The organism is Escherichia sp. E1V33 (assembly GCF_004211955.1).
Taxonomy (GTDB): domain Bacteria; phylum Pseudomonadota; class Gammaproteobacteria; order Enterobacterales; family Enterobacteriaceae; genus Escherichia.
The window spans coordinates 44,239-63,619 of record NZ_RHJI01000033.1; the positions used below are offsets into that span (position 1 = coordinate 44,239).

Below are 19,381 nucleotides of genomic sequence, written 5' to 3' on the forward strand. Positions count from 1 at the left end.
AAGAAACAAACATCTCTGTGTTAGTACTTTATATAATCCCCCCTAATCACCTCAATGATCCCCGTCGTCGACACCGACGGCGTACGGGGGAAATACACCACCTCACAAATATACGCTAAGCTGTCAAACTTCCCGGCCCAGTTATCGCCCATCACAAAAATATCCGCACTGTAAGCCCGCAGATATTCCGCATTCTGCTCCAGCGATTCCTCCAAAAATACGCCATCCACGCACGCCCGGCGATAATCGCCATACGGTCTCCTGATGGTAAACCGTCGCCCTGCCCTTTTTGGCGATGTTCAGGACGTCGGACGATACGCCGACCAGCAGCCGCAATTCACGCAAAGTGAATCGCAGTGGATATGTCGATAAAATGTATTTTTCTAAACATATCGCCAGAATATGTCCATGCCATCGACATGTTTTGGCGTTATGTCGAAAAAACGCGATTTTTTGAACATATTACAGTGACATGTTTATGGTATCGACATATGATGACTATATGTCGATAAAACGCGATTTTTTAAACATATGAAATGGAACCCTGAAATCCCCTACAACGATCTGCCGGGTTTACCCCCAGATTTAGAACGCATAGAAACACGTAACGTCCTGAAAGCGTGTATCAGTGCGCGGGCCGCCATTGCAGAGCTGAAAACGGCGGGTGAGTTGCTTCCAGATCAGGGACTACTAATCAACATTCTTCCGATGCTGGAAGCGAAAGATTCTTCGCGAATTGAAAACATCGTAACCACCAGCGATCGACTGTTTCAGTATGCCGATCGTGAAGAAGGCGCCGATCCGGCGACCAAAGAGGCGTTGCGCTATCGCACAGCCCTGAATGATGGTTTTACCCATCTCGAGGCCTGGCCGCTTTGTACGAATACTGCAATCGCGATCTGTACAAAGTTACGCGCGGTGCAAACCGATATCCGTAAAACGCCAGGTACCGTATTGCGCGATCAGGATAATAACACCGTCTACACGCCCCCCGTTGGTGAAGATACTATCCGCAACTTACTGGCGAACTGGGAACGGTTTATTCATGGCGATGATGATTTAGATCCGCTGGTAAAAATGGCCATTGCGCACTATCAGTTTGAATGCATTCATCCCTTCCCGGACGGTAACGGACGAACGGGCCGTATTCTGAATATCTTGTATCTGATCCAGTCTGAATTACTGTCACTGCCGATTCTGTATCTGTCGCGTTACATTCTCGAAAATCGCGCGGCTTACTACACCTATCTGCGCCAAGTGACGGAAGAAGGAGATTGGGAGTCGTGGATTTTATTTATGCTGGCGGCGGTTGAAAACACCTCCCGATGGACAACAACAAAAATAAAGGTTGTTCGGCAATTGATTACTGAAACAACGGAATATGTCCGCGAGAATCTGCCAAAAATCTACAGCCATGAGTTAGTGCAGACGCTTTTTGCCCAGCCCTACTGCCGGATCGAAAACCTTGTCGAACGCAATATAGCCAAACGGCAGACGGCATCATCTTATCTTAAGCAATTGACGGAAGCGGGCGTACTGGAGGAGATGAGCGTAGGCCGGGAAAAACTGTATCTCAATACCAGACTGCTACGGGAATTAAATCAGTAGGTGGCTGATTTACCCCTAATCACCTCAATGATCCCCGTCGTCGATACCGACGGCGTACGGGGAAAATAGACCACCTCACAGACACACGAGAAATCGTCAAACTTCCCCGCCCAGTCATCGCCCATCACCAAAATATCCGCACCGTACCCCCACAAATACTCCGCTTTCTGCTCCAAAGACTCCTCCAGAAATACACCATCCACGCACGCCAGCCCGGCGATAATCGCCATGCGGTCATCCTGGTGGTAAACCGGTGCCCTGCCCTTTTTGGCGATATTTAAGGCATCGGACGATACGCCGACCAGCAGCCGCGCGCCCAGCGTGCGGGCGCGTTGTAAAAGGCGCAGATGACCGACATGAAACACATCGAAGGTGCCGAAGGTGATGACCGTTTTCATGGCTACTCCGCTAATTTATGCCGCAGCCAGCACTGAACGGCGATATCATCCACCGCTTTTTGCGCTTTCGCCGTGGCGCTTTCCTGTTGCTCGCGGCGTTTGTCGTCCAGCGTCAGGGCTACCACTTTCTCTTCGCACGCCGCCGCCGTCAGGTTTTTCTGCATTCGCGTGGCTTTGATTTTAGCCAGCGTTTTTTCCTGTTCCTGCCAGGCGATTACCTTGCGCAAAGTGCCTTTGTAGCCGCTGACGTTTTTCAGCGATTCCACCGACGCCGCCGCGCCCGCAGACGTTTTCTCCACCAGATAGCCTAATGCTTTGATATTGTTGTCATAGCCCGCGCAAATCTGTTTTTGCTTTGCCAGCTCGACGGTTTTGTCTTTGACCGATTTATCCCGCAGGCGCTGTAACTGCGCCAGCGTATCAATGATTTGTCGCATGGTTACTGTTCTGCCTTTTTGGCTGTGGGAAAGAGGATTTGCAGGCGGCTCTGCACCAGTTCGAGGGAGGCTGGTTCGCGCATCTCCTGGCGTAAAAACCGCTCGATGGCCGGAAACATTTTCACCGCTTTGTCGACGCTGGCGTCCGCGCCTGCCACGTAGCCGCCGAGCGGGATCAGCGGTTTGATCTCCATGTAGGCGGCGTAGTTTTGCTTTAACGCGCGGGCGGATTGCTGATGTTCCAGGCTGGTGACCTGATTCATGCAGCGGCTGATCGACTGGCCGATATCAATGGCCGGATAGTGCCCCGCCTCCGCCAGTTTGCGGGTTAATACGATATGCCCGTCCAGCACCGCGCGGGCGCAGTCGACAATCGGGTCTTGCTGGTCGTCGCCTTCCGCCAGCACGGTGTAGATTGCGGTCATCGATCCTGCGCTTTCGCTGTTGCCTGCGCTCTCGACCAGTTTGGGGATCATGCCGAATGCCGATGGCGGATAGCCTTTGGTGGCGGGCGGTTCGCCGAGCGAGAGAGCAATTTCCCGCTGGGCCATAGCGTAGCGGGTCAGGGAATCCACCAGCAGTAAAACGTGATGCCCGCGGTCGCGAAACCAGGCGGCGATGGAGTGGCACAATTCGGTGGCTTTCAGGCGCATCAGCGGCGATTCATCGGCAGGCGCGACAACGACGATGGACTTTGCCAGCCCGTCCGCGCCCAGCGAGTGGTCGATAAACTCTTTCACTTCGCGCCCGCGTTCGCCAATCAGCCCGACCACCACAATGTCGGCTTTGGTCTGGCGGGTGATCATCCCCAACAGCACGCTTTTCCCCACACCGCTACCCGCCATCAGCCCGACGCGCTGGCCTTTGCCGATGGTCAGCAGGCCGTTAATCGCTTTCACGCCCACGTCCAGCGGTTCGTCCACTGAACGCCGGGTTAAGGGATTAACCGAGGGCGGCAGCGGCGGCAGAAGGTCATTGCCGTTCAGGCGGCCTTTGCCATCCAGCGGCTCGCCGAGGCCATTCACCACGCGGCCTAACCAGCTTTCGCCAATCAGAATATCGTGGGCCTTTTCTTCCGGGAAGACGCGCGCCCCTGCCATCAGGCCGACCGGCTGTTTAAACGGCATCAGGTAGGTGATGTCACGATTAAAGCCTACGGCCTGCGCATCGATCAGCGTGTGATTGGCGCTTTCGATACGGCACAGTTGCCCGGTCATTAGCGGGCAGCCGACGCTCTCCAGCAGGATGCCGTTAAGGCGTACCAGCCGCCCGGCGACGCGGGCCAGCGGGATCGACTCCAGCGAGCGCAGGGCGTTATCGAAAGCAGAAAAATCACTCACTCTGCGACTCCGGCGTCAGTGTTTCTTGCAGAGCAGTCATGCATTGTTCCAGGCGATGCTCGCAGCCGATATCCAGTTCTGATTTATCGGTGATCACCCGGCATTCGCCCGGCGGCAGATCTGGCGAAGGCGTCAGCCCCCATTCGCTGACCTTTTCCGGCACCGCGTCGCGCAGGCGGTTAAATTCGTCTGTGCTTAACATCACTTGCAGGGTTTCCGGCATCGCCGGGAAGGCCGCCAGCGCCTCTTCCACCAGCGCCAGCAACTGCGTCGGTTGCAGCGCCAGTTCGCAGCGGATCACCTGGCGGGTGACTTTTTCCACCAGTTGCAGCAAATCTTCCCGCTGTTTGCGTTCGATATGGGCGAGAAAGTCGTTCACTTTACCGCTGATGGCTTCCAGCGGCTGCGCCGCCTCAACAAACTGTTTGCGCCCTTCCTGCTGCCCGGCGAGGCTACCTTCGGTGTAGCCCTGGCGTCGCCCCTCGGCAAAACCTTGCTGATGACCTTCGCTAAAGCCCTGCTCCTGACCTTCGGTCATTCCCTGAGCAAATCCTTTTTGCAGCCCTTCCTGAAAACCGTCCATCAACTGGCGCTGGTAATCGGCGGCGCTAATGCTGGCTGTCAGCGGTTCTCCGGTCACCGCACGCTGGCGCGGCGGGAAACGGTGCAGGCGATAGCGCCCGCGCAGTGTTTCAATGGTCATGGGTTACTCCGCCGTCTGTTCCGCAAAGAGCTGTAGCTGAATTTCGCCCGCCTCTTCCAGTTCACGGGCAATGCCCATGATTTCGCGGCGGATCTGTTCGATACGGCTGACCGGCACCGGCCCCAGACGCGCGGTGATCGCTTCCAGTTGTTGCACCTGACGTTTTGGCATTACCGCGTAAATCGAGCGGCGCAGCAGGGCTTCGGTGCCTTTCAGCGCCACCGCCCAGTCTTCCATCGGCACTTCGTCGAGCAGGCGCTGGCGCACTTCTTCGTTCTGGCGGCTGAGGATAAAGAAGTCGTACATCTCATCCTGGAGCTGCTCCAGCACCTCTTCGTCGCGCTCGCGCATCTGATCGAGGATCACCTGCTGGTTGCCCTGGAAGCGGTTGACGATATCCGCCGCCTGTTTAATGCCTTTCACCTTCGAGCCGTGTTCCGAAAGCACCGACAGGCCGCGTTCGATCAGGCGATCCAGTTCATCCACCACGTCGCGGTTGACGTCGTTGAGTTTCGCCACCCGATAGAGAATTTCGTTTTGCACCGATTCGTTGAGATACGAGAGCACCGCCGCCGAGATTTCCGGCGTCAGAAACGCAAGGAACACCGCCTGCAATTGCAGATGTTCTTCGGAGATCAGCATCGCTAACTGGCGCGGCTCCACCCATTGCAGGCGCGCCATTCGCGAGCGGATCTCATCGCCGTAGATACCGTTGATCACGCTGCTGGCGATCTCGGTGCCGAGGGCTTTGTTAAGAATGCCCTGCAACATGGATCGCGATGCGCCGTTGATCCCGCTCTGTTCGCGGAACTCATCAAAGAAGTTATTGATCACTTTGCGCGCCATGCTGGTTTTGACGCCGGAAAGCCGCGCCATGTTTTCGCTCAGGCGCACCACTTCTTCGCGGCTGAGTTTTTGCATCACCGTCGCCGCCGCTTCTTCGCCCAGACACAGCAGCAGGATCGCCGCCTGTTCCAGGTAGCTGTTGCTCTTATTTATTGTCAATTCGCTCATTGCTGGTAATCCATTGTCTGAGAACTTCGGCTACGCGATCGGTGTCGCTCATGGCCAGTTTTTGCAGGAACTCGAGTTTCACTTCGAGGCCGGAACTCTGGGACGGCAAGCTGTCATCACCGGGTAGCGACGGCAGGTCGACGTTTTTACGTTCATCTTCCGGCGTGGCGATCCACGGTTCGCTGACGGCTTCCGGTTCTGGTGTGATAACCGGCGCACGTACCGCCGTCAGTCGTTTCATCAACGGGCGCACCACGAAGAACAGCAGCAACAGCGCCAGCAGGCCGCAGCCAATCAGCCGCACCCAGGCCAGCACGCTGTCATCTTTCCACAGCGGGATCACCGGTTCGACCGGGGCCACCTGCGGCACAAAGTTGAGCAGCGATAAGGTGAGATTGTCGCCGCGCTGGGCGTCGATACCGGCGGCATTGTTCAGTAGCGCGGTCAGTTGCGTGGTCTGCTCCGGCTTCCAGTTTTTCAGCGCCGGGGCGTTTTGATTGAGCACCACCGCCACGTTAAGGCGTTTCACCGCAAAGCCGGGATGCTGAATATGCTGGACGCTGCGGTCGTAAGAGTAATCGCGCTTGCTTTCGCTGTGTTTTGAAAGCGCTTCCGGCGAGCGGTTTTCGTCGGCGGGCGTCGCACCGTTGGTGATCTGATTAGGCGCAACGGGCGGGCGGTTGCTGAGCGAACCGGGTACACCCATCGCCACCTGATTGGTGTCGCTGTCCAGCACGCTCTCTTCGCGGTTGATTTTCGGCGCGTCGCCGTAGTGTTCCTGGGTTTCGTCGATGGTGCTGAGGTCGAGATCCGGCATTACGCTGACGCGGTAATTCCCGCTGCCGACCAGCGAATCCAGCACGTTCGCCACGCTGGCGCGGGTTTTGTCCTGGATGTCTTTAAGGATCTGATCGCGTTTACGGGTAGCGGCAGAAACCGCCTCGCCTGCGCCGATGCCGTCGGTCAGCAGATTTCCCGCCTGATCGACGACGCTGACTTTGCTGGCGTGCAGCCCCGGAATACTGCCGGAAACCAGATGCACGATGGCGTTCACCTGGTCCATGTTCAGCTTCGCGCCATAGTGCAGGCGCACCACTACCGAGGCGCTGTTTTGCGGCACATCGCTGACCACAAACGAGCTTTCTTCGTTGAGCGCCAGATGCACCCGCGCGCTCTCCACCGCGTCCAGCGACATGATGCTCTGCGCCAGTTCCCCTTCGAGGCTGCGTTTGTAGCGCACGTTCTGCACGAACTGGCTGCTGCCGAGCACTTCGTCTTTGTCCATCAGCTCGTAGCCGCTGGGCAAAATCGCCTGCACGCCTTTGGCGGCAAGGGTCATGCGCGTTTTCGACAGTTCATCTTCCGGCACCAGTATCTGCCCGCTCTGCGGGTCGATGCGGTAGGTGAGCTTTTCGCCGTCCAGCACGGTGACAATCTGCGACACGGGCAGATTTTCCTGGCGTCCGTAGAGCGAGACGTAGCCGCGATTACCGGTCCACAGCACGCTGACGATAATCGCCGTCGCCGCCACGGCAAGCCCCACTCCCGCCATCAACGCCCAGCGTTTGTTATCTGCGAGACGCAGTCGAAACGCCGGAAACGCCTGGGTTAACTTCTTTATTTGTGCATTCATAGGGTTAGATCGACATACTCATCAGATCGTTAAATCCGGTGGCGATTTTATTGCGCACCTGAACCAGCGCGGAGAAAGAGAGCGACGCCTGCTGGCTGGCGATCATCGCGCCTGCCAGGTCATCGCTTTTACCCAGGTCGACAGCCGTTTGCTGCTGCTCCGCCACCTGCTGGAACTGGTCAACGTGACCGAGCGCGCCCTGCATAATGCGGTTAAACGAAACGTCCGGGTTGGTGGAACTGAAGGTCATGGCGGGCAGCACTGGCGCCTGGGCGTTGGCCTGCATCCGCTGCACGTCCTGCATGATTTGCGCCTGCATGGTGCTGTTGATTGTGGTAATGCTCATTTTTAACTTCCGGGTCAGGAGAAAACTTCGATACCTTGCTTGCGCATGGAGGCCAGCCGATAGCGCAGTGCGCGCGGGGTAATGCCTAACAGGTCGGCGATTTTGCTGCGGTTGCCCTGATATTTACGCATCAGGTCGGCGATATATTGATATTGCGCGCTTCGTCCGTGCTGGCCTAAATCGCTGGTTTCGGCAATGTGGACGGCGGGCTGAGCAGGCCATTGCAGTTCGCTGTGGTCGGCAATGGTCGTTTCCGGCAGGCCTAAGGCATCCGGGTAAATCACGCCGTCGCGGTTTAAGATCATTCCCCGCTGAATGGCGTTCTCCAGCTGGCGCACGTTGCCGGGCCAGCGGTAATTGAGCAGCGCACGGCGGGTAGATTCTGAAAGGGTGATATTTTTCACCAGCACCGTGGAGTATTTTTTAATAAATGACTCAGCCAGCGGAATAATATCGTTCAGACGTTCGCGCAGCGGCGGCATGGTAATAGGAATAACCGCCAGACGATAATAGAGATCTTCACGAAAACGCCCGGCAGCCACTTCCTGTTCAAGGTTTTTATTGGTGCAGGCAATCAGGCGAAAATTGAGTTTAATTTGTCGGTTGCTGCCTAATCGCTCAACCTGCTGTTCCTGCAATACGCGTAATATTTTGGCCTGTAATGCCAGCGGCATATCGCCAATTTCATCGAGCAATAAGGTGCCGTTATTCGCCAGTTCCATTTTTCCAGGGACGCTGGCAATCGCGCCGGTAAATGCACCTTTGTCGTAGCCAAATAACGTGGCTTCCAGCATGTTTTCCGGGATCGCCGCGCAGTTCACGCCGATATAGGGCGCGTTATCATTTTCACCAAAGGCTACGGTGTGAATATATTTCGCCACGCACTCTTTGCCCGCACCGGTTTCGCCCTGAATGAGCACCGGTACGTTAAAAGCGGCGACACGCTTTGCCAGAGTAAAAGCGTTAATGCTGGAAGCGGCAGTTGCAATAAGTTCAGACATAGGGTGAACGATATAAGTAGCGACAGAAAACAGGATGTTCTGAAGCGTATCATCGGCGGGATTAACAAGTTCGAATTAAACGATAATAAAAATATTATTTCATATTAAACAATAATTTAGAGTCGTAGGCCGGATAAGGCGTTTACGCCGCATCCGGCAATGGTGCACCGATGCCTGATGCGACGCTGCGCGTCTTATCATGCCTACAGTTCGTGCAATGTTTTATGACGATGCCCGACATCTCACCCTTTAATAATTTAATTATTTTTTCACCCTATTAATAATTTGCCCCTTTCACGCCCTCTCTATTTAATACCTCACCTTGTGTCACTGCCGGATTTGCGTGCACAAAAACGCCCATACCATTACAGCAGAGAAAGTAAGCCATGCTGAAGTACAGTAAAACGCCAGGCATCTTTAAATTAGAAGGTAATCGGCTCGGACGCCCCTACCATCGCCTGCCGACCCTGTTTACGGGGAATTTTGACGTGATTGATTCGCATCTTGGCAGCTACTTTCTCAAAAAGCATCGCAGCAATATCACCTTAAAAAAGATTGGCTGCGAAATGGATATTATTAATAAAAACGCCGAACTGATGGTTTCCCAGGTCGGGCATCTGGCGTTTGATATTGATCGCTCCTTATTGTTAATGCTGCTGGGCAATTTTTATGGTCTGGAGTCGTCTCTGGAAGAGGCTAAAGCGCATAACGGCCTGCCGACCAAAACCGAAACACGATTAAAGAACCGCCTGGCGCTGGATATCTGCACGCTGATATTTAATCTGCAAACCTCCGGTATTGCGCTGAAATTGAAACTGGACAGCAGCACGGTAATTACCCACTGGGCGTATCAATTAACCTTTACCCTCGCGGGCGATGAAGAGAGCAGTTTTCGTATTTTGCTCGACGACGCCCACACCGATTTTATTTTAAATCTGATCCGCCACAGCGAGCACAGTAAACCACAGCAGGTGGCGAAATCCGTTAATAAACCGGCCCTGATTAAAGAAATCATCCGCTCCCTGCCGCTGACCCTGAACGTCAAAATTGCCGAGCTGTCGCTGAATGTCGCGGATCTCACGCAGATAAAAGCCGGGGATATTTTACCCATTTCACTGGGAGAAACGTTCCCGGTAGCGATTGGGCAATCTGAATTATTTAGCGCCCTGATTGTGGAAGACAAAGACAAGCTGTTTTTGTCGGAGCTGGCGGGCAAGAATGAGAATAGCTATGAGTAAGCAAGAAGATATTTTAGCCGGGGATTTTGGCCTCACTGATGAAGTTGCGCCTGTCGCAAAATCCGCCGACGCTGAAACGCTGGTCACCCGCCTGGAAGACCGTTTTTCCGACTCGATGACGCTGCTAAAACGCATTCCGGTGACCTTAACGCTGGAAGTGTCATCAGTAGAAATAATGTTAGCCGACCTCCTTAACATCGACGACGACACGGTGATTGAGCTGGATAAACTCGCCGGGGAGCCGCTGGATATTAAAGTAAACAATATCCTGCTGGGCAAAGCAGAAGTGGTGGTGGTCAACGAGAAGTACGGCCTGCGCGTGCTGGAATTTAACACCCGCGATATCAACGACCTGGCACCATGAAACGCCGCACTCAACTGACGCTGGGCCTTGGGCTGCTGGCGCTCGCCCCACTGGCATTCGCCCAGGGCGGCGATATTGCGCTGCTTAACGTGGTCACCCACGGCAACACTCAGGAGTACAGCGTCAAAATTCAGGTGCTGATTCTGATGACCCTCGTCGGTTTGCTGCCGACGATGGTGCTGATGATGACCTGCTTTACGCGCTTTATTATCGTGCTGTCGCTGCTGCGCCAGGCGCTGGGGCTGCAACAAACGCCGCCAAACCGCATTCTGATTGGCATTGCGCTCTCCCTCACCATGCTGGTGATGCGCCCCATCTGGCTCAATATTTACGACCACGCGGTGGTGCCGTTTGAAAACGATCAGATTACCCTGACCGATGCGCTAAGCACCGCCGCGACGCCGCTGAAACGCTTTATGCTGGCGCAGACCGATAAAAAAGCGATGGCGCAAATCATGACCATCGGCGGCGCGAAGGGCAATGCCGCCGATCAGGATCTCTCTATCGTGGTGCCTGCCTATGTGTTGAGCGAGCTGAAAACGGCCTTCCAGATTGGCTTTATGATTTACATCCCGTTTCTGGTTATCGACCTGATTGTCGCAAGCGTATTGATGGCGATGGGGATGATGATGCTGTCGCCGCTGATTGTTTCGCTGCCCTTTAAGCTGATGCTGTTTGTGCTGATCGACGGCTGGTCGCTGACCATCGGCACGCTCACCACCAGCATTCGCGGGCTGGGGCTGGGCTGATTATGTTAACCGTAGACGTAGCCGCCGACATTGTCGCCAGCGGTATAAAAGTAGTGATTTTACTGGTTTCGGTGCTGGTAGTGCCAAGCCTGCTGGTCGGCCTGCTGGTGAGCGTGTTCCAGGCGGTAACGCAGATTAACGAACAGACCCTGAGCTTTTTGCCAAGGCTGATTGTCACGCTGGTGGTGCTGGGCGTGTGCGGCAAATGGATGATTATCCAGTTGCATGATCTCTGCATTCATCTGTTTACCCAGGCCGCCCTGCTGGTGCATTAAGATGCGCACAAGCGACGTTACGCAACTGATGGATCTGGCGCTGGGGCTGTGGTTTCCCTTCGTGCGCATTATGGCGTTCCTGCGCTATGTGCCAGTGCTGGATAACAGCGCCCTGACCGTGCGCGTGCGAATTATTTTGTCGCTGGCGCTGGCAATCATCATCACGCCGTTGATCCCCCATCCCATTCCCCACGATTTGTTATCGCTCAACAGTCTGATCCTGACGGTGGAGCAAATTTTATGGGGCATGTTATTCGGGCTGATGTTCCAGTTTCTGTTTCTGGCGCTGCAACTCGCCGGGCAAATTCTCTCGTTCAATATGGGGATGAGCATGGCAGTGATGAACGACCCAAGCAGCGGCGCATCGACCACCGTGCTGGCGGAGTTAATTAACGTCTACGCGATCCTGCTGTTTTTTGCTATGGACGGGCATCTGCTGCTGGTGAGCGTGCTGTACAAGGGCTTCACCTACTGGCCGATTGGCAACGCGCTGCATCCGCAAACCCTGCGCACCATCGCGCTGGCCTTTAGCTGGGTGCTGGCATCCGCATCGCTGCTGGCGCTGCCGACTACCTTCATCATGCTGATTGTGCAGGGCTGCTTTGGCCTGCTTAACCGCATTGCGCCGCCGCTGAACCTCTTTTCGCTCGGCTTTCCCATCAACATGCTGGCAGGGCTGGTCTGCTTCGCCACCCTGCTCTACAACCTGCCAGATCACTATCTGCATCTGGCGAATTTTGTGTTACAGCAACTCGACGCGCTGAAAGGTCATTATGGCGGATAGCAGCAGCGAAGAAAAAACAGAGAAACCCTCGGCGCAAAAGCTGCGTAAAGCGCGTGAAGAGGGGCAACTGCCGCGCTCGAAGGATATGGGGCTGGCGGCGAGCCTGTTTGCGGCGTTTGTGGTGATCTCCAGCAGTTTTCCGTGGTATGCCGATTTTGTGCGCGAGAGTTTTATCAGCGTGCATCAGTATGCGCAGGAGATTAATAACCCGCAGGTGATCGGCCAGTTTCTGCGCCATCACCTGCTGATCCTCGGCAAGTTTATCCTCACACTGCTGCCGATGCCCGCCGCCGCGCTGCTCTCTTCGCTGGTGCCCGGCGGCTGGCTGTTCTTGCCGAAAAAAATCCTCCCGGATTTCAGCAAAATCAATCCGTTAAAAGGCATTGGTCGGCTGTTTTCCAGCGAACATCTGGCGGAAACGGGGAAGATGACGGTGAAGTCGGTGGTGGTGCTGGTAATGCTGTGGGTAAGCCTGCGCAATAACTTTGCCGCCTTTCTCGGCCTGCAGGCGCTGCCGTTCAAACTGGCGATGAATGACGGTTTGTCGCTCTACGCCAGCGTGATGCGCAACTTTGTCATCCTGTTTATCTTCTTTGCGCTGCTCGACGTGCCGCTGGCGAAAGCCCTGTTCACCAAAGGGCTGAAGATGACCAAGCAGGAACTGAAAGAAGAGTACAAAAATCAGGAAGGCAAGCCGGAAGTGAAGGCGCGCGTGCGGCGGCTGCAACGGCAACTGGCGATGGGGCAAATTCGCAAAGTGGTGCCAAAAGCCAACGTGGTGATCACCAACCCGACCCACTACGCCGTGGCGTTGCAATATGACCAGTCGCGCGCCGCCGCGCCGTTTGTGGTGGCGAAAGGCACCGATGAAATCGCCCTCTATATTCGCCAGGTCGCTGCTGAGAATCAGGTGGAAGTGGTCGAGTTCCCGCGACTGGCGCGCTCGGTTTACTACACCACCCAGGTGAACCAGCAAATTCCGTTTCAGCTTTACCGGGCCATCGCCCACGTTCTGACCTACGTCCTGCAAATGAAACACTGGCGCGACGGCGCACAGCCGCGCCCGGCCCTGAACAGACATATTTCCATTCCCAAAGAGGTGCTTAAACTGGATGGCGAAAACAACTAAATCGTTCCTCGCGCTACTGCGCGGCGGCAATCTCGGCGTGCCGCTGGTGATCCTGTGTATTCTGGCGATGGTTATTTTGCCGCTGCCGCCTGCGCTGCTGGATATTCTGTTCACCTTCAACATTGTGCTGGCGGTGATGGTGCTGCTGGTGGCGGTGTCGGCGAAACGACCGCTGGAATTCAGCCTGTTCCCGACCATTTTGCTGATCACCACCTTAATGCGCCTGACGCTTAACGTCGCCTCTACGCGCGTGGTGCTGCTGCATGGGCATCTCGGCGCGGGCGCAGCGGGTAAGGTGATTGAGTCGTTTGGTCAGGTGGTGATTGGCGGCAACTTTGTTGTCGGTTTCGTGGTGTTTATCATCCTGATGATCATCAACTTTATTGTCGTCACCAAAGGGGCCGAGCGTATTTCCGAGGTTTCTGCCCGCTTTACCCTTGACGCGATGCCCGGCAAGCAGATGGCGATTGACGCCGACCTTAACGCCGGATTGATCAACCAGGCGCAGGCGCAAACCCGGCGTAAAGATGTCGCCAGCGAAGCCGATTTCTACGGCGCGATGGACGGGGCGTCAAAGTTTGTACGCGGGGATGCCATCGCCGGGATGATGATTCTGGCGATCAACCTGATCGGCGGTGTCTGTATCGGGATCTTCAAATACAACCTGAGCGCCGATGCTGCCTTCCAGCAATATGTGCTGATGACCATCGGCGACGGGCTGGTGGCGCAGATCCCTTCCCTGCTGCTCTCCACCGCGGCGGCGATTATCGTCACCCGCGTCAGCGACAACGGCGATATCGCCCATGACGTGCGCCACCAGTTGCTGGCAAGCCCGTCGGTGCTCTACACCGCTACCGGGATCATGTTCGTGCTGGCGGTGGTGCCGGGGATGCCACACCTGCCGTTTTTGCTGTTCAGCGCCCTGCTTGGCTTTACCGGCTGGCGGATGAGCAAACGCCCACAGGCGGCGGAGGCGGAGGAGAAAAGTCTCGAAACGCTGACCCGCACCATCACCGAAACCAGCGAGCAACAGGTCAGTTGGGAAACCATTCCGCTGATCGAGCCTATCAGTTTAAGCCTCGGCTACAAGCTGGTGGCGCTGGTCGATAAAGCACAGGGCAACCCGCTCACCCAGCGTATTCGCGGCGTACGGCAGGTGATATCCGACGGTAACGGCGTGCTGCTGCCGGAGATCCGCATTCGGGAAAACTTCCGCCTTAAGCCGAGCCAGTACGCCATTTTCATCAACGGTATTAAGGCTGATGAAGCGGATATTCCGGCGGATAAACTGATGGCCCTGCCCTCCAGCGAAACCTACGGCGAGATTGACGGCGTGCTGGGGAACGACCCGGCGTACGGGATGCCGGTGACCTGGATCCAGGCGGCGCAGAAAGCGAAGGCGCTGAATATGGGGTATCAGGTGATCGACAGCGCCAGCGTGATTGCCACGCATGTGAACAAGATTGTGCGCAGCTATATTCCTGATTTGTTTAACTATGATGATATTACGCAGTTGCATAATCGTTTGTCATCAATGGCACCGCGCCTGGCGGAAGATTTGAGCGCGGCGCTGAATTACAGCCAGTTGCTGAAAGTGTACCGGGCGTTACTGACCGAAGGCGTTTCCCTGCGCGATATCGTCACCATCGCCACCGTGCTGGTCGCCAGTAGCGCGGTGACCAAAGATCACATTCTGCTGGCAGCCGATGTACGCCTGGCGCTGCGGCGCAGCATTACCCATCCGTTCGTTCGCAAGCAGGAGCTTACGGTGTATACGCTGAATAATGAGCTGGAAAATCTGCTCACCAACGTGGTGAATCAGGCGCAACAGGGCGGCAAAGTGATGCTCGACAGCGTGCCGGTTGACCCAAATATGCTCAACCAGTTCCAGAGCACGATGCCACAGGTAAAAGAGCAGATGAAAGCGGCGGGGAAAGACCCGGTACTGCTGGTGCCGCCGCAGCTGCGCCCTTTGCTGGCGCGTTATGCGAGGTTGTTTGCGCCGGGGCTGCATGTGCTGTCGTATAACGAAGTGCCGGACGAGCTGGAGTTGACGATTATGGGGGCGTTGAGTTGATGGGCCTTTAAGGGGCGCATCCGGCATTGGTGCACAATTGCCGGATGCGGCGTGAACGCCTTATCCGGCCTACGGTTGAGTGCAGTTTTGTAGGCATGATAAGACGCGCCAGCGTCGCATCAGGCATCCGCGCACAATTATAAAATATACGCTCGCCAGCATTTAAATCCGTTATGTCTCCCGCCCAATCGATGGGATATAACCCTCGCGCAACATCGCGATGGAACGTTGAGAATGGCCAATCACACACCTGCTTTACCCAGCCATGTTTCACTGGATTTATATAAATATAATCAACATGATGCCGATAATCTTTTGTATTACGGATGGCATGCTCCCAAAAACGCGGTTGCCAGATATTTTTCAATCCGCAAGCATGGGTGAACTGCTTTTTAATCTCCCGCCAGCGAGAGGAAAAATCATCATCGCTTTCGGGTAATGTCCATATGCAATGCATATGCTCCGGCAAAACGACACAGGCGTTAATTTCAAAAGGTCTGTCTCGCTTAACTTTAATAATAGCGTTACGGAGCATCTGGAACTGAGCGGTCAGAAGGTGGCTTCGACGATTTCGTAGGTTAACCGTGAAAAACCAGGTTCCCCCCTTGATGTAATACCGACGATATTCAGACATAGCGACTCCTTTTTCTCAACGGTAAGAAGAAAAGGAAAGGTCGGCAATGAGGTTATGGAATAACGGGAAAGCGGCTCGCAAAAACGCACAAATTTGTAGGCATGATAAGACGCGCCAGCGTCGCATCAGGCATCGGCGCACAACTGCCGGATGCGGCGTAAACGCCTTATCCGTCCTACAAAATCGTCTCTTCCGTCAAAATCCGCCGCGCGCCTAAAAAGTGATCCTGCCAGAAAGGTTCAGCTAACTGGCTTACCCGAATGGTTTCCCCCGTACGCGGCGACTCGATAAATTGCCCATCGCCCAGATACACGCCCATATGGTCGGCAATTTCGCGGCTGTGGATATGGAAAAACAGCAAATCTCCCCGGCGCAGGTCGTTGTTCGCCACAATCGTTGCCCGATGGTAGTGATACATCTCATTGGCCGTGCGCGGGAGTTTCGCCTCGAGGATCTTGTTGTAGGCATAAAAAACCAACCCACTACAGTCGAAGCCTTTATCGGGCCGCGTGCCGCCCCAGACGTAAGGCTTGCCAAGCTGCTGCTCCAGGCGGTGGATCGCCACTTCAGTGATGTTGTGCAGGTGATCGCTGCTTAAAAAGTGATTGTTTTCTGCGAGCGCCTGCCAGCGTCGGTCGTTCGCCTTGAGCGGACCAGGAAACCACTCCGGGTGCTGTTTTATCTGTTCGCGGTTGTGCAGGCGTAGCGCCCTTCTGCTTTCGGCATTGCCTTCCACAATATAGCTGGCCTGTTTTTTCAGATGGATTTGGTACTGTTTTAATAAACGCGCACGGTTTTGCATCCGCTGGCGAGCGGCGGAGCTGAGGGAGGTGTGCGGTGTGGCGGCGCTGGCGAGTAAAGGAAGCAAAAGGGGCAAAGAAAACACGCCCAGGCGCAGCAATCTGTCGTGAGAGAACAAATACATGGAAGATATAAACCGGCTGAATGAAGATGAGAATATTAGAGGACAGGAAGGAGAAGCGGGATTATTAATTGCTTATTTGCATATTACTATCGAGGTTTCATAATCTTAGGAAATAAGAAATAAATCCGTTTTACATGCGCTTTTCGGACTTTTGAAAATCGCTACTTATGCTAAATTTGTAAACCCAGCGCCGACAGACTTGCGTAAAACTCTTTTGGTGATAATGTGAGCCTTCCAAATCCAGACTATTCCGATTTGGGATCTATTTTGCCGTCCTGGCGTGTGTAACCGTTTTATCAAGGAATAAGCAGTATGCGTAAAATCGCATTAATTCTTGCGATGTTGTTGATCCCGTGCGTTTCGTTTGCCGGTTTGCTGGGCAGCAGTAGCTCTACCACGCCAGTGAGCAAAGAGTATAAGCAGCAGTTGATGGGATCCCCTGTCTACATCCAGATCTTCAAGGAAGAACGTACGCTCGATCTCTACGTCAAAATGGGCGAGCAATATCAGCTGCTCGACAGCTATAAAATCTGTAAATATTCCGGCGGGTTAGGTCCGAAACAACGTCAGGGCGATTTCAAAAGTCCGGAAGGGTTTTATAGTGTCCAGCGTAATCAGTTAAAACCAGATAGCCGTTACTACAAAGCGATTAATATTGGTTTTCCTAACGCCTATGACCGTGCGCATGGTTATGAAGGGAAATACCTGATGATCCACGGCGATTGTGTTTCCATCGGCTGCTACGCGATGACCAATCAGGGCATTGACGAGATCTTCCAGTTCGTTACTGGCGCGCTGGTATTTGGTCAGCCGAGCGTGCAAGTGAGCATTTACCCGTTCCGCATGACCGACGCTAATATGAAGCGCCACAAATATTCCAACTTTAAGGACTTCTGGGAGCAACTGAAGCCAGGCTACGACTACTTTGAGCAAACCCGTAAGCCACCGACCGTTTCTGTGGTCAATGGCCGTTACGTGGTCAGCAAGCCGTTAAGCCACGAAGTTGTGCAACCACAACTGGCATCAAACTACACGCTCCCCGAGACAAAATAAGCGCCATTCGCCTGGCATAATCTTTTGCCAGATCTCATTGCCCGTCAGCGGCTGTGTCGCAATCACCGTGACCACATCATTAGGTGTGGTCTGCGAGCTGAAGTCGATTTCCACATCCTGATCCAGCAACGTTGCCACGCCAAACGGCGCGCGGCGGGTGATCCAGTGTAAATTAGTCGAGCAATACGCCATTACATAGCGCCCATCCGAAAGCAGCATGTTGAAAACGCCCTTCTGCCGCAGTTCATCCGCCAGTGAGGCGATATATTTAAATACCGCCGCCATATTGCCCGGCGTACGCGGATAACGCTGCGTTAATTTATACAGCAGCCAGCAGAAGGCTTTTTCGCTGTCGGTTTCGCCTACCGGGCGGAAGTTGCCGGTTTCCAGTGATTTATAGCCCGTCAGTTGCCCGTTATGCGCATAAGTCCAGTTACGTCCCCATAACTCGCGGGTAAACGGGTGAGTATTTTCCAGCGCCACTTCGCCCCGATTAGCCTGGCGAATATGAGCCACAACCGAACAGGATTTTATCGGGTAGTCCTGGACAAGTTTAGCGATGGGGGAATTAAAGCTGGGTTGTGGATCTTTAAATGTGCGACAGCCTTTACCTTCGTAAAAAGTGATGCCCCAGCCATCTTTATGTGGCCCGGTTCCACCACCACGCTGCACAAGCCCGGTGAAACTAAAGCAAATATCGGTAGGGACGTTGGCGCTCATTCCGAGCAATTCGCACATCGGTAACCTCCACAACAGCGGGAGCGCATGGCCCCCGGCGAAGATTGATTTAAGTATTTTCAGGTCGGATGCGGCGTAAACGCATTATTCGGCCTACGGTTCGGGTACAGATTTGTAGGCATGATAAGACGCGTCAGCGTCGCATCAGGCATCAGCGCACAAATGCCGGACGCAGCGTAAACGCCTTATCCGGCCTACGCCAGACTTACTTAGCCATCTCTTTTTCAATTAACTGGATCAGGATATGGATAACTTTAATGTGAATTTCCTGAATGCGGTCGGCATAACCAAAATGTGGAACGCGAATTTCGATATCCGCCGTGCCAGCCATTTTGCCGCCATCTTTACCGGTCAGGGTAATCACTTTCATCCCCTTCTCACGCGCCGCCGCAATCGCTTTGATCACGTTCGCAGAGTTACCGGAGGTGGAGATCCCCAGCAGCACATCGCCTTCGCGGCCTACCGCTTCAACGTAGCGGGAGAAAATATCGTTAAAGCCAAAATCGTTGCCAACACAGGTGATGTGGCTGACATCTGAAATGGCAATCGCCGGATAGCCCGGACGGTTTTCACGGTAGCGACCGGTCAACTCTTCGGCAAAGTGCATGGCGTCGCAATGGGAGCCGCCGTTGCCACAGGAAAGCACCTTGCCACCGGCTTTAAAGCTGTCTGCTAACAGGACCGCCGCGCGCTGAATGGCGTGAATATTGGCGTCATCTTTTAAAAAGTTAGCCAGCGTTTCCGCCGCTTCGTTCAGTTCGTTACGAATAAGATCCTGGTACATGAGGATATCCTTCAGCATAAATGTAATAGACAAAATGCAGTGTACCGGATACTGCCAAAAGCGAGAAGTACGGGCAGGTGCTATGACCAGGACTTTTTGACCTGAAGTGCGGATAAAAACAGCAACAATGTGAGCTTCGTTGTAATTATAT

20 protein-coding genes and 2 pseudogenes are annotated in these 19,381 nt (G+C 54.4%); 9 read left to right on the forward strand and 13 right to left on the reverse strand.

Translation table 11 applies throughout. The annotated features are described in order from the left end of the window. Positions 1–20: 20 nt before the first annotated feature. A pseudogene (locus D9742_RS23290) lies at positions 21–333 on the reverse strand (glycerol-3-phosphate cytidylyltransferase); the annotation flags it as partial. Positions 334–531: 198 nt separating this feature from the next. Between D9742_RS23290 and D9742_RS21940 the strand changes: the two are divergent. Further along, entirely contained in the window at positions 532–1,608 is a 1,077-nt protein-coding gene (locus tag D9742_RS21940) for a Fic family protein (protein ID WP_130238237.1), read from the forward strand. On the opposite strand, the gene D9742_RS21945 is transcribed toward D9742_RS21940, so the two are convergent. From D9742_RS21945 to D9742_RS21980, 8 genes are read right to left on the reverse strand one after another with little or no spacing between them, the layout of a single operon-like run. Further along, positions 1,602–2,006 carry an adenylyltransferase/cytidyltransferase family protein gene (locus D9742_RS21945; protein ID WP_130238238.1) on the reverse strand — a complete coding sequence of 135 codons (405 nt, stop codon included), beginning with the start codon at positions 2,004–2,006 and terminating at the stop codon, positions 1,602–1,604. The genes D9742_RS21940 and D9742_RS21945 overlap by 7 nt on opposite strands. Before the next feature lie 2 nt (positions 2,007–2,008). Beyond that, positions 2,009–2,443 (reverse strand): flagellar export protein FliJ, encoded by a 435-nt coding sequence (gene fliJ / locus D9742_RS21950; RefSeq protein ID WP_130238239.1) that lies wholly within the window; start codon positions 2,441–2,443, stop codon positions 2,009–2,011. Positions 2,444–2,445: 2 nt separating this feature from the next. Continuing rightward, on the reverse strand, positions 2,446–3,783 hold the full coding sequence (gene fliI / locus D9742_RS21955; RefSeq protein ID WP_063081508.1) for a flagellar protein export ATPase FliI: 1,338 nt from the start codon (positions 3,781–3,783) through the stop codon (positions 2,446–2,448). Beyond that, positions 3,776–4,486 (reverse strand): flagellar assembly protein FliH, encoded by a 711-nt coding sequence (gene fliH, locus D9742_RS21960; protein ID WP_130238240.1) that lies wholly within the window; start codon positions 4,484–4,486, stop codon positions 3,776–3,778. Before fliH ends, fliI begins: the two co-directional genes overlap by 8 nt. 3 nt (positions 4,487–4,489) lie before the next feature. After that, on the reverse strand, positions 4,490–5,500 hold the full coding sequence (locus tag D9742_RS21965) for a flagellar motor switch protein FliG (RefSeq protein ID WP_130238241.1): 1,011 nt from the start codon (positions 5,498–5,500) through the stop codon (positions 4,490–4,492). Then, positions 5,478–7,133 (reverse strand): flagellar basal-body MS-ring/collar protein FliF, encoded by a 1,656-nt coding sequence (gene fliF, locus D9742_RS21970; protein WP_130238242.1) that lies wholly within the window; start codon positions 7,131–7,133, stop codon positions 5,478–5,480. The genes D9742_RS21965 and fliF overlap by 23 nt, the downstream gene beginning before the upstream one ends. A gap of 4 nt (positions 7,134–7,137) precedes the next feature. After that, positions 7,138–7,479, reverse strand: a complete 342-nt coding sequence (locus tag D9742_RS21975) for a flagellar hook-basal body complex protein FliE (protein ID WP_130238243.1) — start codon at positions 7,477–7,479, stop codon at positions 7,138–7,140. A 14-nt stretch (positions 7,480–7,493) separates the two neighbouring features. Then, positions 7,494–8,480: a sigma-54 dependent transcriptional regulator gene (locus tag D9742_RS21980; RefSeq protein WP_130238244.1), complete on the reverse strand. Its 987-nt coding sequence runs from the start codon at positions 8,478–8,480 to the stop codon at positions 7,494–7,496. Positions 8,481–8,866: 386 nt separating this feature from the next. On the opposite strand from D9742_RS21980, the gene D9742_RS21985 reads away from it, so the two are divergent. The 7 genes from D9742_RS21985 to D9742_RS22015 are packed head-to-tail and all read left to right on the forward strand — an operon-like array spanning position 8,867 to position 15,096. Continuing rightward, on the forward strand, positions 8,867–9,718 hold the full coding sequence (locus tag D9742_RS21985) for a FliM/FliN family flagellar motor switch protein (RefSeq protein WP_130238245.1): 852 nt from the start codon (positions 8,867–8,869) through the stop codon (positions 9,716–9,718). Next, on the forward strand, positions 9,711–10,082 hold the full coding sequence (locus tag D9742_RS21990; protein WP_000043127.1) for a FliM/FliN family flagellar motor switch protein: 372 nt from the start codon (positions 9,711–9,713) through the stop codon (positions 10,080–10,082). Before D9742_RS21985 ends, D9742_RS21990 begins: the two co-directional genes overlap by 8 nt. Further along, positions 10,079–10,831, forward strand: coding sequence for a flagellar type III secretion system pore protein FliP (gene fliP / locus D9742_RS21995; RefSeq protein WP_130238246.1), 753 nt, complete (start codon positions 10,079–10,081; stop codon positions 10,829–10,831). Before D9742_RS21990 ends, fliP begins: the two co-directional genes overlap by 4 nt. Before the next feature lie 2 nt (positions 10,832–10,833). Then, positions 10,834–11,106: a flagellar biosynthetic protein FliQ gene (locus D9742_RS22000; protein WP_000958542.1), complete on the forward strand. Its 273-nt coding sequence runs from the start codon at positions 10,834–10,836 to the stop codon at positions 11,104–11,106. A gap of 1 nt (position 11,107) precedes the next feature. Then, the gene (fliR, locus tag D9742_RS22005) at positions 11,108–11,890 is read left to right on the forward strand and encodes a flagellar biosynthetic protein FliR (RefSeq protein WP_001260503.1); all 783 of its coding nucleotides are present in this window, start codon (positions 11,108–11,110) and stop codon (positions 11,888–11,890) included. Further along, the gene (locus D9742_RS22010) at positions 11,880–13,019 is read left to right on the forward strand and encodes a flagellar type III secretion system protein FlhB (RefSeq protein ID WP_130238247.1); all 1,140 of its coding nucleotides are present in this window, start codon (positions 11,880–11,882) and stop codon (positions 13,017–13,019) included. The genes fliR and D9742_RS22010 overlap by 11 nt, the downstream gene beginning before the upstream one ends. Next, complete coding sequence (locus tag D9742_RS22015) at positions 13,003–15,096, forward strand: flagellar biosynthesis protein FlhA (protein WP_130238248.1); 2,094 nt, start codon at positions 13,003–13,005, stop codon at positions 15,094–15,096. Before D9742_RS22010 ends, D9742_RS22015 begins: the two co-directional genes overlap by 17 nt. A gap of 145 nt (positions 15,097–15,241) precedes the next feature. Here D9742_RS22015 and D9742_RS22020 read toward each other — a convergent pair. Together D9742_RS22020 and D9742_RS22025 are read right to left on the reverse strand one after the other, a co-directional pair. Continuing rightward, a pseudogene (locus D9742_RS22020) lies at positions 15,242–15,730 on the reverse strand (transposase); the annotation flags it as partial. A 175-nt stretch (positions 15,731–15,905) separates the two neighbouring features. Continuing rightward, positions 15,906–16,655, reverse strand: coding sequence for a C40 family peptidase (locus tag D9742_RS22025; RefSeq protein ID WP_130238249.1), 750 nt, complete (start codon positions 16,653–16,655; stop codon positions 15,906–15,908). A gap of 312 nt (positions 16,656–16,967) precedes the next feature. On the opposite strand from D9742_RS22025, the gene dpaA reads away from it, so the two are divergent. Continuing rightward, on the forward strand, positions 16,968–17,708 hold the full coding sequence (gene dpaA, locus D9742_RS22030) for a peptidoglycan meso-diaminopimelic acid protein amidase (protein ID WP_130238250.1): 741 nt from the start codon (positions 16,968–16,970) through the stop codon (positions 17,706–17,708). On the opposite strand, the gene D9742_RS22035 is transcribed toward dpaA, so the two are convergent. Beyond that, positions 17,679–18,446 (reverse strand): class II glutamine amidotransferase, encoded by a 768-nt coding sequence (locus D9742_RS22035; protein WP_130238251.1) that lies wholly within the window; start codon positions 18,444–18,446, stop codon positions 17,679–17,681. The genes dpaA and D9742_RS22035 overlap by 30 nt on opposite strands. Positions 18,447–18,651: 205 nt before the next feature. After that, a complete protein-coding gene (gene lpcA, locus D9742_RS22040) occupies positions 18,652–19,230 on the reverse strand; it encodes a D-sedoheptulose 7-phosphate isomerase (protein WP_000284053.1) in 579 nt (192 codons plus the stop codon). Between the last annotated feature and the right edge of the window lie 151 nt (positions 19,231–19,381).

Coding starts and splice junctions, on each gene's coding strand:
- D9742_RS22015 (WP_130238248.1), top strand. CDS start 13,003: ATGGCGAAAACAACTAAATCGTTCCTCGCGCTACTGCGCGGCGGCAAT.
- D9742_RS21985 (WP_130238245.1), top strand. CDS start 8,867: ATGCTGAAGTACAGTAAAACGCCAGGCATCTTTAAATTAGAAGGTAAT.
- fliH (WP_130238240.1), bottom strand. CDS start 4,486: ATGACCATTGAAACACTGCGCGGGCGCTATCGCCTGCACCGTTTCCCG.
- D9742_RS21990 (WP_000043127.1), top strand. CDS start 9,711: ATGAGTAAGCAAGAAGATATTTTAGCCGGGGATTTTGGCCTCACTGAT.
- D9742_RS21945 (WP_130238238.1), bottom strand. CDS start 2,006: ATGAAAACGGTCATCACCTTCGGCACCTTCGATGTGTTTCATGTCGGT.
- fliJ (WP_130238239.1), bottom strand. CDS start 2,443: ATGCGACAAATCATTGATACGCTGGCGCAGTTACAGCGCCTGCGGGAT.
- dpaA (WP_130238250.1), top strand. CDS start 16,968: ATGCGTAAAATCGCATTAATTCTTGCGATGTTGTTGATCCCGTGCGTT.
- fliF (WP_130238242.1), bottom strand. CDS start 7,133: ATGAATGCACAAATAAAGAAGTTAACCCAGGCGTTTCCGGCGTTTCGA.
- fliP (WP_130238246.1), top strand. CDS start 10,079: ATGAAACGCCGCACTCAACTGACGCTGGGCCTTGGGCTGCTGGCGCTC.
- D9742_RS22000 (WP_000958542.1), top strand. CDS start 10,834: ATGTTAACCGTAGACGTAGCCGCCGACATTGTCGCCAGCGGTATAAAA.
- D9742_RS21940 (WP_130238237.1), top strand. CDS start 532: ATGAAATGGAACCCTGAAATCCCCTACAACGATCTGCCGGGTTTACCC.
- fliR (WP_001260503.1), top strand. CDS start 11,108: ATGCGCACAAGCGACGTTACGCAACTGATGGATCTGGCGCTGGGGCTG.
- D9742_RS22025 (WP_130238249.1), bottom strand. CDS start 16,655: ATGTATTTGTTCTCTCACGACAGATTGCTGCGCCTGGGCGTGTTTTCT.
- D9742_RS22010 (WP_130238247.1), top strand. CDS start 11,880: ATGGCGGATAGCAGCAGCGAAGAAAAAACAGAGAAACCCTCGGCGCAA.
- lpcA (WP_000284053.1), bottom strand. CDS start 19,230: ATGTACCAGGATCTTATTCGTAACGAACTGAACGAAGCGGCGGAAACG.
- D9742_RS21975 (WP_130238243.1), bottom strand. CDS start 7,479: ATGAGCATTACCACAATCAACAGCACCATGCAGGCGCAAATCATGCAG.
- D9742_RS21965 (WP_130238241.1), bottom strand. CDS start 5,500: ATGAGCGAATTGACAATAAATAAGAGCAACAGCTACCTGGAACAGGCG.
- D9742_RS22035 (WP_130238251.1), bottom strand. CDS start 18,446: ATGTGCGAATTGCTCGGAATGAGCGCCAACGTCCCTACCGATATTTGC.
- D9742_RS21980 (WP_130238244.1), bottom strand. CDS start 8,480: ATGTCTGAACTTATTGCAACTGCCGCTTCCAGCATTAACGCTTTTACT.